Annotated in this window: 18 protein-coding genes; 7 read left to right on the top strand and 11 right to left on the bottom strand. The window is 67.3% G+C overall.

The features are described from left to right. Positions 1-258 precede the first annotated feature (258 nt). The 3 genes from B7R22_RS20450 to B7R22_RS07850 all read left to right on the top strand — a co-directional run bounded on the left by B7R22_RS20450 (position 259) and on the right by B7R22_RS07850 (position 2,037). Complete coding sequence (locus B7R22_RS20450) at positions 259-477, top strand: YkvA family protein (protein ID WP_437184143.1); 219 nt, start codon at positions 259-261, stop codon at positions 475-477. A gap of 112 nt (positions 478-589) precedes the next feature. Continuing rightward, complete coding sequence (locus B7R22_RS07855) at positions 590-958, top strand: ArsR/SmtB family transcription factor (protein ID WP_116411225.1); 369 nt, start codon at positions 590-592, stop codon at positions 956-958. Continuing rightward, entirely contained in the window at positions 958-2,037 is a 1,080-nt protein-coding gene (locus B7R22_RS07850; protein ID WP_116411224.1) for a DMT family transporter, read from the top strand. The genes B7R22_RS07855 and B7R22_RS07850 overlap by 1 nt, the downstream gene beginning before the upstream one ends. Before the next feature lie 49 nt (positions 2,038-2,086). On the opposite strand, the gene B7R22_RS07845 is transcribed toward B7R22_RS07850, so the two are convergent. Beyond that, the gene (locus B7R22_RS07845) at positions 2,087-2,866 is read right to left on the bottom strand and encodes an alpha/beta fold hydrolase (protein ID WP_116411223.1); all 780 of its coding nucleotides are present in this window, start codon (positions 2,864-2,866) and stop codon (positions 2,087-2,089) included. A gap of 50 nt (positions 2,867-2,916) precedes the next feature. On the opposite strand from B7R22_RS07845, the gene B7R22_RS07840 reads away from it, so the two are divergent. From B7R22_RS07840 to B7R22_RS07830, 3 genes are all read left to right on the top strand, one after another. After that, on the top strand, positions 2,917-3,324 hold the full coding sequence (locus tag B7R22_RS07840) for a MarR family winged helix-turn-helix transcriptional regulator (protein WP_116411222.1): 408 nt from the start codon (positions 2,917-2,919) through the stop codon (positions 3,322-3,324). A 69-nt stretch (positions 3,325-3,393) separates the two neighbouring features. Further along, on the top strand, positions 3,394-3,744 hold the full coding sequence (cmtR, locus tag B7R22_RS07835) for a Cd(II)/Pb(II)-sensing metalloregulatory transcriptional regulator CmtR (protein WP_116411221.1): 351 nt from the start codon (positions 3,394-3,396) through the stop codon (positions 3,742-3,744). Further along, positions 3,744-4,445, top strand: a complete 702-nt coding sequence (locus tag B7R22_RS07830) for a cation transporter (protein WP_116411228.1) — start codon at positions 3,744-3,746, stop codon at positions 4,443-4,445. Before cmtR ends, B7R22_RS07830 begins: the two co-directional genes overlap by 1 nt. Before the next feature lie 6 nt (positions 4,446-4,451). Here the strand turns inward: B7R22_RS07830 and B7R22_RS07825 are convergent, their stop codons facing one another. The 4 genes from B7R22_RS07825 to B7R22_RS07810 all read right to left on the bottom strand — a co-directional run bounded on the left by B7R22_RS07825 (position 4,452) and on the right by B7R22_RS07810 (position 7,720). Further along, on the bottom strand, positions 4,452-5,093 hold the full coding sequence (locus tag B7R22_RS07825; RefSeq protein WP_116411220.1) for a dihydrofolate reductase family protein: 642 nt from the start codon (positions 5,091-5,093) through the stop codon (positions 4,452-4,454). A 57-nt stretch (positions 5,094-5,150) separates the two neighbouring features. Beyond that, entirely contained in the window at positions 5,151-6,395 is a 1,245-nt protein-coding gene (locus B7R22_RS07820; RefSeq protein ID WP_147305336.1) for a hypothetical protein, read from the bottom strand. Next, positions 6,385-6,924, bottom strand: coding sequence for an RNA polymerase sigma factor (locus B7R22_RS07815; protein WP_116411218.1), 540 nt, complete (start codon positions 6,922-6,924; stop codon positions 6,385-6,387). Before B7R22_RS07815 ends, B7R22_RS07820 begins: the two co-directional genes overlap by 11 nt. Before the next feature lie 139 nt (positions 6,925-7,063). Beyond that, entirely contained in the window at positions 7,064-7,720 is a 657-nt protein-coding gene (locus B7R22_RS07810; protein WP_116411217.1) for a hypothetical protein, read from the bottom strand. Positions 7,721-7,726: 6 nt separating this feature from the next. Between B7R22_RS07810 and B7R22_RS07805 the strand changes: the two genes are divergently transcribed. Further along, the gene (locus tag B7R22_RS07805; RefSeq protein ID WP_253258953.1) at positions 7,727-8,020 is read left to right on the top strand and encodes an AMP-binding enzyme; all 294 of its coding nucleotides are present in this window, start codon (positions 7,727-7,729) and stop codon (positions 8,018-8,020) included. Positions 8,021-8,445: 425 nt separating this feature from the next. On the opposite strand, the gene B7R22_RS07800 is transcribed toward B7R22_RS07805, so the two are convergent. From B7R22_RS07800 to B7R22_RS07775, 6 genes are all read right to left on the bottom strand, one after another. Further along, positions 8,446-9,129 (bottom strand): SDR family oxidoreductase, encoded by a 684-nt coding sequence (locus tag B7R22_RS07800; RefSeq protein WP_116411216.1) that lies wholly within the window; start codon positions 9,127-9,129, stop codon positions 8,446-8,448. 20 nt (positions 9,130-9,149) lie between these two features. Next, positions 9,150-10,883 (bottom strand): ABC1 kinase family protein, encoded by a 1,734-nt coding sequence (locus B7R22_RS07795; protein ID WP_116411215.1) that lies wholly within the window; start codon positions 10,881-10,883, stop codon positions 9,150-9,152. After that, positions 10,880-11,557, bottom strand: a complete 678-nt coding sequence (locus B7R22_RS07790; RefSeq protein WP_116411214.1) for a PadR family transcriptional regulator — start codon at positions 11,555-11,557, stop codon at positions 10,880-10,882. Before B7R22_RS07790 ends, B7R22_RS07795 begins: the two co-directional genes overlap by 4 nt. Before the next feature lie 102 nt (positions 11,558-11,659). Continuing rightward, positions 11,660-12,175, bottom strand: coding sequence for a peptide-methionine (S)-S-oxide reductase MsrA (gene msrA / locus B7R22_RS07785; protein ID WP_116411213.1), 516 nt, complete (start codon positions 12,173-12,175; stop codon positions 11,660-11,662). Position 12,176: 1 nt separating this feature from the next. Beyond that, positions 12,177-12,632 carry a peptide-methionine (R)-S-oxide reductase MsrB gene (msrB, locus tag B7R22_RS07780; protein ID WP_116411212.1) on the bottom strand — a complete coding sequence of 152 codons (456 nt, stop codon included), beginning with the start codon at positions 12,630-12,632 and terminating at the stop codon, positions 12,177-12,179. A 137-nt stretch (positions 12,633-12,769) separates the two neighbouring features. After that, positions 12,770-13,747 (bottom strand): NAD(P)/FAD-dependent oxidoreductase, encoded by a 978-nt coding sequence (locus B7R22_RS07775; protein WP_116411211.1) that lies wholly within the window; start codon positions 13,745-13,747, stop codon positions 12,770-12,772. Positions 13,748-13,988 lie beyond the last annotated feature (241 nt).

Here is a 13,988-nt window from a genome sequence, read left to right as displayed (position 1 = left end):
CGCCACGGCCTGACACCCGCGGGACAGCACCAGTGGTACCGAAACCACGCCACCACTGGTGCTGACCCGCACAATCGATGGTGCCCAACCACACGATCAAATGGGGCTCAAAGCCTCAAATACTCAAAGCGTCGTCGGATTGATGCAAGGGGTGCGGACCCGACTACTGTTCGACCGCCAAGAGACGGGCGACTGCTCCTCCCGCGTTGTCTTCCCTGATTTCACCGCCTGGCCACAGACCCAACGGTCCCCCGAGGAGTGCGCATCTGGCTAGACGTACTACTGGTCTATCTGCTCCTGCCAATCGACCTGATTCCCGACTTCATCCCGGTAGTCGGCTACGCCGATGACGCAATCATCGTGGCCCTACTGCTCCGATTTGCCACCCGCCACGCGGGAGCAGCCGCCCTCGACCGTCACTGGCCAGGTACGCCCCAGGGACTTCAAGCGTTGCGCTCCATCACCGGTCTCGCCTAACAAGACCCCGGCAACGAAACTCTGTCGACCGAGTCGGCCTTAAGTGTGAAAAACGGATAACGCGCTTCACCAGTACCTGAATGGCGGCGCGACTCCGTGACATAATCTGCGTATGGATGCAGATAACCAGCTTTGTGGGCGGAACCCCGAGAGCCCCTACGTCGAACTCGCCGTGGAGATCTTCAGTATGCTCGCCGACGCCACGCGGGTGCGCATCATCCTCGCCCTTCGAGACGGCGAACTCTCGGTCAACACTCTTGCCGACATCCTCGACAAGTCTCCCGCCGCCGTCTCACAGCACCTCGCCAAGCTCCGGCTCGCCCGGGTCGTCAAGGCCCGGCAGGAGGGCACGCGAGTGTTCTACCGCCTTGCCAACGAGCACGCCGGCCGCCTGGTGACCGATGCGATCTTCCAGGCCGAACACGCTGTGACGAACGCCCCGAGTCACCACCAGGTCACCGATGCCCGGGCATCCGACTGATGCTCCGGGCACTTCGAAACACCGGCGTCAGGGCGGCCCTCCTCTCGGCGATCCTCTTCGGTGCTGGCACTCCCCTGGCGAAGATCCTCCTTGACGACGACGTCAGCCCGTGGCTGCTCGCCGGACTCCTCTACTGCGGATCGGGTCTTGGCCTCGGTCTCTATCGGCTCATCCGCCGGGCGCCGCGCGTGCGCCTCGCCCGGGGCGAGATCCCGCCCCTAACGGGGGCGATCTTCTTCGGCGGTGTCGCCGGCCCCGTTCTCCTGATGCTCGGACTGTCGAACGTCCCCGCATCCGGAGCGTCCCTTCTCCTGAACGCCGAAGGCGTCTTCACCGCCGCCCTGGCCTGGTTCGTCTTCAAGGAGAACTTCGATCGCCGCATCGCCCTCGGAATGCTTGCAATCGTCGCTGGCGCGATCATCCTGAGCATCCCGTCGGGTGCGAACTTCGGCAATCCCTGGCCATCCCTCGCCATTCTCGGAGCCTGCCTCAGCTGGGGCCTCGACAACAACCTCACCCGCAAGATCGCCCTCAACGACGCAACCTGGCTCGCCGCCATCAAAGGCGCGGTCGCAGGTCCTGTGAACCTCGTGCTCGCTTTCGCGCTCGGGGCCGAGCTCCCCGGCATCCTCACCGTCACGGCCGCGATGGCCATCGGACTCGTCGCGTACGGCATCAGCCTCGTGCTGTTCATCGTGGCGATGCGCCACGTCGGCACCGCGCGGGCCGGCGCCTACTACTCCATCGCCCCGTTCTTCGGAGCTGTTCTCGCGATCTCGCTCGGCGACCCCCTCACATGGCCCGTCGTCGTCGCCGGTCTTCTCATGGCCGTCGGCGTCTGGCTGCACCTCACCGAGCGCCATGAACACGAGCACACCCACGAACCGATCACGCACGACCACTGGCACACCCACGACGAGCACCACCAGCACGACCATGCACCGGGCCAGGATGTCGGACCGACCGGCTGGCACAGGCACGAACACACCCACACCGCACTGACGCACACCCACGAGCACTACCCGGACAGTCACCACCGCCACAGCCACGACAGCCACAGCCACGAACACAGCCACTGACCCCGCGACAATCGTCCGGGCTCAGAGGCTCTCGCTCTGCCACACTCTGTCAGCGAACGCGTTGCAGGAACTGGTCGATGATCTGCCAGGTCACTTCCGGCGCTTCGAGGTGCGGGAGGTGCCCGGCTGCGGGAACCTCAGCGAACAGTGCGCCGGGGATCGCCTCAGCCACGGAGCGGCCATAGGCCGGGGTGGCAATGCGGTCGCTCGCACCGAAGACCACCAGGGTCGGGACGGTCACCGTGCCGAGCCTGCCGAGAAGAGTGGGGTCGCTCATCCCGCGGCCTGCGATGGCAGCCATGGTCTGCCCATTGGACTGCTGGATGGCGCGCTGCTCGCTGGAGAAGCCGGCAGGGTCGAGGTACCCACGCTCAGGATCGTGCCATGCGGCCTCAGCCAGCCCGCGCGCGTCGAGAGCGAAGAAGTCCGCGATCGGCTCTCCCTCGACGACAGCACCGACTCCGTCGATGTCGATCACCGCCCCGATCAGGCCGGCATACCGCACGTCGGCTGCCGACTGGATCGCCATCTCGAGCGCAACCCACCCGCCGATCGAGGAGCCGATCACCACGACGTCGCCCTCGCCGCTGTCGAGAAGCCGTTCGAGGTAGGCAGAGGCGAGATCGGCGACCGAGGCGATCCCGTCAGGACGGAGGGTTCCGTTCCACCCCGGGTGGGTCGGCGCGATGACGCGCATGGTCTCGGCGAGGTGGCCGACGATCGATGCGACAGTCTGCGGACCACCCCCACCATGAAGCACCAGCGCGGTGCGCATGTTCGGGTCTCCGGCGTACACGACGGGAAGATCAGCGGGGAGGAAGGTAATCATCAGGCAACTATCTAAGTATGTTTATTTACTGGTGTTGATAAGCTAGCACGATGATGACGGAACTGGAGATATTGGGGCAGGCGATCAAGAGCGCGCAATACCGCAACCACCGCACGATGGATGCTGCGTTGCACGAGATCGGCGTGAGCCTGGTGCAGTGGGACGCTCTGCGGGCCGTCGACCGGATGCCCGGCGCATCCGGTCACGATCTGGCAGTCGCCACATTCCAGAGCGATCAGGCATTCGGCACGCTCGCGAATCGCCTACTCGATCGCGGATTGATCTCCCGCGCTTCAGGGCACGGTCGCCGGCTCGAGCACACCCTCACCCCTGCGGGGCGGACGGCGCTCAACGAAGGACACCGGATCGCCGCTGGCGTGCTCGAAGATCTCTTCGCCCCCCTTGAACGGGAGCAGCGCACCGCGCTCGCGCAGATACTCGCGCTCCTCCACCACTGATCGCAGTGTCGCAGAGCCTGAAACGTGAGTCTAGTTGCTTAATACAGCCGACACTGTATTAATGGGTGCATGCTCACCCTCAGCTCACGGCTCGACGTCATGAACAGGCTCGGCCGGGCCATGGCCGATCCGACCCGGTCCCGCATCCTCATGCTGCTGCTCGACGAACCCGCCTACCCGGCCGGGATCGCCGAAACGCTCGGCCTCACCCGCCAGAACGTCTCGAACCATCTCACGTGCCTGCGTGACTGCGGCATCGTCACCGCCGAGCCCGAGGGCCGCCAGAACCGGTACGAGATCGCGGATGCGCACCTCGCGAAGGCGCTCAACGACCTCCTCGGGGTCGTACTCGCGGTAGACACGTCCGCCGCCTGCATCGACGATGGATGCTCGGTGCCCGGCTGCTGCGAGGCCAGCTGATGTCCGCCGCCACAGAGGTACTGCATCCCGCGCGGAAGGCGCTCCTCCACCGGCGGATCCGGATGATTGTCGCGATCACCATCGGCTACAACCTGGTCGAAGCCGTCGTCGCGATCGCGGCCGGCACGGCAGCGTCATCCGGTGCGCTCATCGCTTTCGGACTCGACTCCACGATCGAGGTGCTCTCTGCCGCAGCGGTGGCCTGGCAGTTCACGCGGAAGGACCCGGAACGTTGGGAGAAGGGAACGCTCCGCGTCATCGCGGCCTCGTTCTTCCTGCTCGCAGCCTATGTGGGCGTGAACTCGGTGCTCGCTCTCACCCGTGCCGTCGACGTGCAGCACAGCACCGTCGGCATCGTGCTCACCGCGCTCAGCGTCGTCGTCATGCCATTCCTCTCCCTCGCCGAACGGCGCACAGGGCGGGAACTCGGATCCACCACCGCTGTCGCCGACTCGAAACAGACCCTGATCTGCACCTACCTCTCCGCCGCCGTGCTCGTGGGACTCCTGCTGAACACCCTGTTCGGCTGGTGGTGGGCCGACCCTCTCGCAGCTCTCGTGATCGTGGTCTTCGCCATCCGTGAAGGGATCGAAGCCTGGAAGGGTGATGCCTGCGCGACCTCGGTCGGCATGCTCCTCGACGGCAACGACGGCGACGAGCACGGCGACCACCACGACCACGACAGGATCGGCGACAAGTGAGCGCGCTCAGCGAGTGAACGTGACGTGGATGACGCCGCTCTCCGCGACCTCTGATGTGAGGGTGTAGTCGCGGTCGAAGTGCCGCAGGTCATCCCAGAGCCGAAGTCCGCGGCCGAGTACGACCGGGGAGATCGCGACGTGCAGCCGATCCACCAGTCCGGCGGCGAGGAAGTCGCGGGCGATGCCCGCTCCCCCGCCGACCCGGATGTCCCCGCCCTCTGCCAGCCCCTCGGCCCGCGCCAGGGCCACCTCGGGCGTCGCGGAGACGAACTCGAATCGCGTGCCGTTGGCGAAGTCGATCGGCGCTCGTTCCCGGTGCGTCAGCACGAGGACCGGACTGCGGAACGGCGGCTCCTCCCCCCACCAGCCCCGCCACCCGGGATCGTCGGGAAACGAGTGGAATCCGAACATCCCGGCCCCCATGATCTCGGCGCCGACGCCCTCGAAATATGCCGCAGCATACCGGTCGTCGACGCCCGTGGTCCCCTCCCCCGTCGTCTCGTGCATCACGCGTTCCCGGAACGTCTTCGTGGCTGCGTAGTGCTCGACGATCCGCCCCCAGTCCTCCCCCATCGGGTTCTCGGGGGTCGGATCCGAAGGCATCACGATGCCGTCGAGCGAGAGGTTGAGGTCGACGCGAACAGTCATGGCCTCACTCTAGAACCTGGCCCGCCCTGAAATCGAGACCCGCCGCACGGACGAAGCTCACCCGTGCGCCGCCAGGATGGCCTCGGCCGCGGCGACCAGCAACTGCCCCTGGCCGGGAGAGAAGCCGTCTCCGTAGCCGAGCTGCAACCACGAGTCGTCCGTCAGTACGTTCAGCCAGCACTGTGCAGCACCTCCGGCGCTCTGGCATTCGAGCCCGGCGTCCTGGGCGCCGTCCACCGCGATGGGTTCGATACCCGCTCCGGATGTCGCGGGGTAGGCCCACCGGGCACCGGGAGCCACCTGCACGGTCAGAGCAGAGACCTCGCCGTCAGCCGGTGTCTCGCCGTCGGGTACCGACCATCGGCAGGCGTAGGAATCGGGTTGTGTCCGCTGTATGCCGTTCTCCGAGCCGGGGTTGAGCGGAGCCGGGCCGACGACGAGCGGTGACTGCAGGATCGTCGCCATCGGAACCGAGGTCTCGAGCGCACTGCACTCGGTGACGGGCGACCAGGTCGTCGGCGGCATCGTCCACGACTGCAGCGGGGTCGGCTGCTCTGCCAGCGCATCGATCAGCGACCGGCCGGCGCCCTGCAGCAAGGCGGGACCGGTCTCCGGGTAGACGTTCGCACCCTGGTAGTGGATGTTCACCCAGTACGATCCCGAGACGATCGAGGCCGAGCATCCTGCCGAGAGCTGCTCGCAGCTGACCATCGAGGCATCGCCGACGTCGAGCGACGCCGCACCGTTCTGCAGGCCGTCGGCCACATCGGTGAGGCCCGCGGAAGGATCGGTCGCGACGTCGAGCTGGACGATCGAGAACTCGGCACTGCTCCACTGGCAGCTCAGCACACCGGCCTGCCGGAGTGCGGCATCCTCCGGCCTGAAGAGGGTCGGGGATCCCTCGACGGGGTCTGACATGAGCGACGCCAGGTCGACGGCCGCACCCAGCTCCGCACAGGTGAGAGGTACCGTCGGGGTCGGCGCGCTGAAGTCCGGCGCGGCCGTCGTCGGCGCCGGCGGGGTGGATGTCGGCGAGACCGTCGGAGCCGGAACGCTCGGTGTCGCAGTCGGGCTCGGCGCGAGCGTCGGCACCGGATCCGCACGGAACGGACTCGGAACGATACCGAGCGCGAAGGCGCCGCCCGCACCGATCCCGAGCAGCGCGATGAGGGTGACGACGACGACGAGCGCGCGGTGCCGCCTGCTCCGAGGCGTGCTCGCGCGGGTCTCGCGGAGCACCGATTCCTTCATCCTGACCATCATGCGGGCGAGGTCGTCACCAGCGGGGGGCTCATTTCTCATTCTCGGTCACCGCCTTCCGCAGTCGGGCCCGGGCGCGGGCCACCCGTTGTCGCACAGCGCCGACGCTCACGCCGAGGTGCTCCGCGGCATCCGCATACGACCAGCCTTCGATCAGGCACAGCTCGCAGACCCGCCGGTCGAGGGGCTGCAGCCGTTCGATCTCGTTCCTCACCCAGGCCAGACGGTCCCGGGCCTCATCGTGGGAGTCGACCGCGGCCAGTTCAGCCGGGAGCTCATCCGCACTGTTCCGAAAGTGTCGTCGCCGCGCGTTCAACGCGTGGTTGCGAGCTGTCACGAGCAGCCAGGGCAAGAGCGAAGCCTCCGGCAGCACGATCACGGCCGCCTTCTGCCAGACCGTCACGAACGTGTCCTGCACGATCTCCTCGGCGTCGGATGGGGTCGCCGCCAGCGCCCACGCATACCGGGTCACTGATGCGGCGTACCGGTCGAAGACCATTCCCATTGCAGCCTCGTCCCTCCTGGCGAGCCGCGCCAGAACGTCACGGTCCGTCATGTCTCGATCGAGCATCCCCCACACCCCTCACCTCACTACAGAAGTGTCGCCGTACTGCCGATCGTCACACACTCACAAGAAGAAGTTCTCACCGACCCGTCCGGGCGGAAGATGAGCGTGCCGGGAGCGACGCTGTCGTCGCCGACCTCGAGGCTCAGGTCGCGGTCGAAGACCCGGCGAACGGAGTTGCCCGCCAGGTCTTCGAGGCGGGTGTCGACCCGCAGGGCGAGGGGCCGCAGGGCCGGGTCGACAGCGCCGGAGCCGGGCCTCCGAGGGCCCGCGTGAACGTCCACGAGGTGGCGTCGTCGTCGAGGGTCGTGTCCCCGGGCACCGGATGCCCGCCCTCATCCACCACGACCAGACACCGTCGCACGAGCGTACGGTCGAGCGGCCTGCCGAAGCGCACGACGAGCGCATCGCCGGCGACGGTCGGCCAGCGCACCTCCCAGAGCGCGGGGTCGACGCGCGACCGTACCGGCGCGCCGACGCGATAGGTGCGGCGGACGCCGGCCAGAAGCTCGGCCCCTGACGAGTCGCGGAGCCGCGCATCCACCGCCAGCGTCACGGCCCCGCCCTCCCCGAGCGGCGGCCCGGCCTGCACGTTCGGCTGCAGGCCGCGCTTGATGCGGCCGGGCTCGAGCAGCACCGTCAGGCGGCGGTGCTCCCTGTCCCAGAGCTCGGGCGGCATGCCCAGCAGCACGCCCGGCAGCTCCACTCCCTCGGCGTCGAGGAGCGCCAGGCGACCCGCCGCCGATCCCTCCTCCATGGCCCCGGAGAAGGTCACCGAGAAGCGAAGGAGGTTGGCGGGCACCTCAACGTGTACTCCGCTGAGGTCGAGCAGGCGATCATGAGGTTCCCGGGCATCCGGGACTGCGCGGTGATCGGCCTGCCCGACGAGAAGTGGGGCGAGGCGGTCAACGCGGTGGTGCAGGTGGATGCCGCGGCTGCCGTCGACCTCGACGCCCTGCGTGTCTTCGTGCGGGGCGATCTCGGCGGAGTGAAGGCACCGAAACACTTCGAGGTCTGGGCGGACCTGCCGCGTTCGAAGGTGGGCAAGGTGCTGCAAGCCGAGATCAGGGCGGCGCTGCTCGCGCTCAAGCCGAAGAAATGAGGTATGCTCTTCTTCACGGACCTGGCTCTGTGGCCCGACACGGGAACCTGGGGCGGAGGCGGTCACTTCCTCAGCAACCACCATTGGTGCTCAACTACGGACAGGTCATTCCAGAACTGGACGGGGGCCGCAACATCCCCGTCGACTTCAGAGTCACCTCACTGGCGGACGACGGCAGCCGCGCAGAGACGAACCTGCTACCGCATCCCACCATTTCGCACCTGGCGCTGGAGCGCACCCTTGGGCGGCGTGGGACCATGACGGGTCCCTCCTTCTGGCGGCGGGCGGATGCCTCCTGCGACGGAAGGTGTCGAGGTCTTTCCGGGAGGAGAAGACCCCGGCCGAGCAAATCGCAGACCTCAACCCCAACATCTTTCGGAGCGTCCTCCCCACGGTTCACGCCCGGCAGTGGCCGTGAATCAGCGTCACACGCGGCGGGTGGGGCGGATCGAGAGCGTCTCGATGGTGCCGCCCGGGGGAAGGTCGACGACCGTGCGCACGGCGGCGGCGACCGACTCGGGAGCGAGGTACAGGCCGGTGTCGTAGTCGTCGCCCTCGCGCTCGACCTTGCGGCGCTGCATGTCGGTGTCGGTGCGGCCCGGGTGCACGCTCGAGACGCGCACGCCGTTCGGGCGTTCCTCCTCGCGGAGCGCATCCGTCAGCGCTCGGAGAGCGAACTTCGAGGCGGCGTAGACTCCGCCTCCCGGCGCGGCGGCGAAACCGGCACCACTGTTGATCGTGACGACCAGGCCCTCCCCCGCCCGGAGCGCCGGCAGGGCCAAGCGGGTGAGGTCGGCCACGGCGAAGACGTTCGCGGCAAACACCGCCTCCCAGGTGGCACGGGACGTGTGCTCGACCGTCGAGCCGTCTTCGACACCCGCGGAATGTACGAGCACGTCGAGCGCCTCGGGGAGCGGCGGCAGCGGTCCCGTCACGAGGTCGGCTGTGAACGGCTCGGCCGACGGGAGCGCCGCCACGAGTTCATCCACCCGGCCCCGGTCTCGACCCCCGACGAGAACGTGGTGGGTGCGACCCAGTTCGGTGGCGACGGCGCGGCCGATACCGCTCGTGGCTCCGGTGACGAGGGCGATCGGCCTGGCAGCATCCATGACGTCCACGCTAGCCCTGCTCAGAGGCGAGGGCCGAACAGGCCGGCGAGCAGCGCGTGCAGGAGCGGGAGCACCGACACGATCATCAGAACTGTGCCGAAGGCCGCGTCGCTCGAATGCAGCACCGCGCCCGCGATCAGCAGTGCTCCGAAGAGTACGGCCGACAGCACCCGACGGGCCGTGCGCTCGAGACGGGTGATCCGGCGTTCGATCGCTGGGCTGGTCACGGCCAGGGTGCCGTTCTCGAAACGGGTCGTCAGGTTGTCGAGGCGTTTCGGCAGCCGCGCGGTGATGACCGCGGTCTCGAGGGCCTGTTTGGCGACATCCGACACCACATTGCCGCGTTCGTCCCTGATGAGCTGCTGCGCATACGGCTCCACCGAGTCCCAGAGGTTGAAGCTCGGGTCGAGGGCGCTGCAGACGCCCGAGGTGAGCGACATGGCGCGGATGATCAGCAGGAAGTTCTCGGGCAGCTGGAACGGCAGCGTGCGAACCACTTCGCTGAACTGGTTGCCGAAGTCCCGGAACTCGCGCGGGTCGACGTCACGCAGTTCGGCGAAACCCATGCCACCGAAGCGGGCGAAGAGCTGCGTCATCGCCTTTTCGAGCTCCGAGGTCTCGGCCGATGGCAGCAGCACGCCGACATCGCGCACGGCGTCGACGAGGCCTTTGCCGTCGCGAGAGGCGGCGGCGATGAGCATCTTGCGGAGGCCGCTCCGGGTGTTCGCGGGAACGTGGCCCATCATGCCGAAGTCAATGAACGTCAGCTTCCACGGGCGGGCATCCGAACCGTCGGGAACGACGAACGGTGTCACGAAGATGTTGCCGGGATGCGGATCGGCGTGGAAGAAGCCGTTCGTGAACAGCTGGTCGAACATGACCGCCGCGAAGACCGGGGCCACCTCGGCCGGATCGATGCCCGCCGCGCGGAGGGCCACGTCATCCGTGATCTTGATGGCCGTCACATCTTCAAGGGTGAGCACGCGCCGCGTAGTGCGCTCCCAGACGACCGCCGGCACGCTCACGCGGTCGTCGCCCGCGAAATCGGCGGCGAATCGCTCGGAACTGTGCGCTTCGTGCAGGTAGTCGATCTCTTCGAGGCTGGTCGCCGCGAACTCCTCGACGAGTGCGGGCATGTCGACCCGGTTGGAGACGAGGCTCACATGACTGAGCCACCCTCCGACACGGCGAAGTGCGGCGAGGTCGACGTCGATGATCTCGTCGATGCCCGGCCGCTGCACCTTCAACACGACGGCGTCGAGCCCGGTGTCTTCGGCCGCGAGCGGGGCGAGGCGGGCACGGTGGGCCTGGCCGAGGGATGCTGCGGCCACCGGATGCTCGTCGACGTCCTCGAACACCTGAGCGAGTGAAACGCCCAGTTCTGCTTCGGCCAGCCGACGGATCGCCGGGTACGGCACGGGCGGCACTTCGTCCTGCAGCCCTTCGAGCTCCTTGGTGATCTCGGGCGGGAGCACGTCGAGGCGCGACGACATGAACTGGCCGACCTTGATCATGAGCCCGCCGAGATCGACGGCGAGAACGTGGAACTTTCTCGCGAAGCGCTGCATCCGTTTCGAACGGGTTCGATCGGCGACGCGGCGCAACCCGATCCTCGGCAGGAAGATCTCGTACCACCAGGTGACGGCGAGACTCCAGCCGGCGAAGCGCAGAATGCGGCGGTACCGGGCACGGGTCTCCCCCGCAACCGGCACCGCCTCTTTCAGGCCTGTGCGTTCAGGCGGTAACGCTGTCAATCCTGGGCGAGGATCGAGTAGATCCGGCGACGCGCCTCTTCGAGCACGGTCACCGCTTCCTTCACCTGCTCGGGCGTTCCGGAACGACCGACCTGCGCGGCCGCCTGAGCGAGCTCGAGGCCGGCCTTCGGCAGGGCGCCGAACTTGCCATGGTCGCTCTTCGCATTGTCGTACTTCGCGTCGTCTCCTGAAGCCTGAGTGCTCCACGGATTCGACGGGTTGGCCGCGACGCTCACGTGGCCGGCCTCTGTGAGCGAGTAGGTCTTGCGACCGTTCGACTCCTCGGAGCTGATGAGGCCCTCGTCGGCGAGCAGCTGCAGGGTGGGGTAGACAGAGCCCGCGCTCGGCTTCCAGGTGCCGCCGCTTCGCTCCTCGATCTCGCGGATGATCTGGTAGCCGTGCATCGGCTGCTCGGCGAGCAGGGCGAGCACGGCGACGCGCACGTCACCCTTGCCGACGCGGGTGCCTTCGCGCTTCTCGAAGCCGCCCCGGTCGGAACCCTTCTCGAAGCGTGCACGCAGCTGGTCGACGGCCTGCCAGATGCCTTCGCCGTTCGCGCCCATGCTGCCGAGATTGAGATTGCCGAGGTTGCCGAGACCGAGGTTGTTGAGGTTGAATCCGCCTGTGCCGAATCCACCGCTGCCGAACCCGCCTGTGGGGAATGAACCGCTCATGATGACCTCCTGTAGGAAACGCTAACGATACTCAACGATATACAGCGACCCACGTGAACGATACCCCCGGGCATCCATGCTCAGCAGATCGTCAGCACACGGTCAGGCGGGCTGCTCCTCGCGGTGCGGGAGCTTCCATCCCGGGCGCACGTAGTGGCAGGTGTAGCCGGCCGGGTACTTCTCGAGGTAGTCCTGGTGCTCGTCCTCGGCCTCCCAGAACGCGCCGGCGGGCTCGACCTCGGTGACGACCTTGCCCGGCCAGAGACCGGAAGCATCCACGTCGGCGATGGTGTCAAGGGCGACACGCTTCTGCTCGTCCGTCGTGTAGTAGATGGCCGAACGGTAGCTGCGGCCCATGTCGTTGCCCTGGCGGTTCTTCGTCGACGGGTCGTGGATCTGGAAGAAGAACTCCAGAAGGTCGCGGTACGAGATGATCGACGGGTCGAAGACGATCTCGACAGCCTCGGCGTGGTCGCCGTGGTTGCGGTAGGTCGCGTTCGGAGTGTCTCCACCCGAGTAGCCCACGCGCGTCGAGATGACTCCGGGACGGCGGCGGATCAGCTGCTGCGCCCCCCAGAAACATCCGCCGGCGAGGTTTGCGGTCTCAGTCGTTGCCATGTCAGGCCTCCTTCGTGTCGAACAGGCTGCGGTAGTCACCGTAACCTGAGGCCTCGAGCTCGTCCAGAGGGATGAACTTCAGGGCCGCGGAATTGATGCAGTAGCGAAGACCACCCTCTGCGACGGGGCCATCGTCGAACAGGTGGCCCAGGTGGCTGTCGCCGTTAGCCGAACGGACTTCGGTGCGAACCATCCCGTAGGTCTTGTCGTCGTGGCGCACCACGTTGGCCGCGTCGATCGGCCGGGTGAAGCTCGGCCAGCCCGAACGGGAGTCGTACTTGTCGGTGGAGGCGAACAGCGGCTCACCCGAGACGATGTCGACGTAGATGCCGTCATCGTGGGTGTCCCAGAACTCTCCCGAGAACGCGCGCTCGGTGGCGTTCTGCTGGGTCACAGCGAACTGCTCGGGCGTGAGCTGGGAAAGAGTGCTCGGGTCTTTGCGGTACTCGGTGGTCATGGATGTCGCTCCTTGCGTCTTGCGCCGGAACCGCTGGCTGCGGCTCTCAGTGATGTCAACAACGCACTCTCCCGAGAAGTTCCCGCCCGTCGTCGAAACTTTGTGCCCGCTGTCGGGCCGGATCGGGCCGGGTCGGCTCAGGCCGTGAGGGCGCGGCCGAGGGCGTCGCCCGACGCCCACGCCGTCGAGACGGCCGAGTGTGCGCCCCATGCGTCGCCGCAGACCGCGATGTGACCGCGGAGGAGGAACGGTTCGGAGTGCTGCTCGGCGGGGTTCGAGAACGTCCAGCGGTGCGCGTACGTCGACGAGGGTCGTTCGCGGATGCCGAGCAAGCCGTTCACCTCGTCGATGACGGCCTCGATGCCGGTCTCCGGATGCTCCAGGTGCGCCCGCGCGAACTCCGCGGTAGTGTGCACGACCAGCACGGGAGCGCCGTCGCCGCGGCGGTCGCCGTCGTCGGCGATGAATGCGACCACCAGTGAGCCGTTGACGAAGGCTCCGTGGAAGTCGGCAGGCCAACGGCGCTCGGGCCAGGCGAGAACGACGCTGAGCGTCGGCTGCCACTGTTCGGCGCCGAACAGTTCTTCGGCGACCGGAGACGCTGGTTCGAGCATCCGCGCTGCCTGCGGGTCCGGCATCGCCAGCACGATCGTGTCGTATCGGATGCCCGCTACGACGCCGCTCCCCGGCACGTCTTCGATCTCGCTGTTCTGCTCGACGGGCACTCCGTCTGCGCGGAGGCTCTCGGCCAGGTCGGTTGCGAGCGAGCGAAGACCTTTGGGCGCGGCGTAGCGAGCGGGCCCGGACTTACGTTCGCTCGGTGCACCCACTGTGAGGCTCTCGAATGTGTCGGTCCAGGGGCGGACGAGACCTCGATCGAGCCAGTCGGCCACAAGATCGGAGAACTCCGCGCCCTCCGGCACGGTGAAGTACCGGGCACCGATGTCGACGGGGCGATCATCCAGACGCTTCGTTGCCAGGCGTCCGCCGACGACTCGCCCGCGGTCGACGACCCTGACCGTGGCGCCGCCGTCGTGCAGGGCGCGGGCGCAGGCGAGACCGGAGATGCCTGAGCCGATGACGAGAACGGAGGGGGAAGGAGCGGTGGAGTCCATGGATCCATCCTGGCGCCTGACGACGTTCGCAGTCTGCGCCTTGCGCCCCTCGATTCTTGGCTCGGGTTCCTTTCTGAGAGTTTTGGATTTCGACCTGCAGGGTCGCTAATTTGTTGAGGGAATGTCAGTGGTTGGTGTTTGACTTGGAGCATGAACCAGCCAGCCTCGACCTTTGACATCGCTTCGGTGATGGAGTGGGTTTTGGATGCCCGGCAGCGGTTCGACGCCTTGTTGGCGGGCG

Origin of the sequence: Subtercola boreus (assembly GCF_003399635.1) — a bacterium.
GTDB classification, from domain to species: domain Bacteria; phylum Actinomycetota; class Actinomycetes; order Actinomycetales; family Microbacteriaceae; genus Subtercola; species Subtercola boreus_B.
This window is presented reverse-complemented; position numbering and strand designations above follow the sequence as displayed.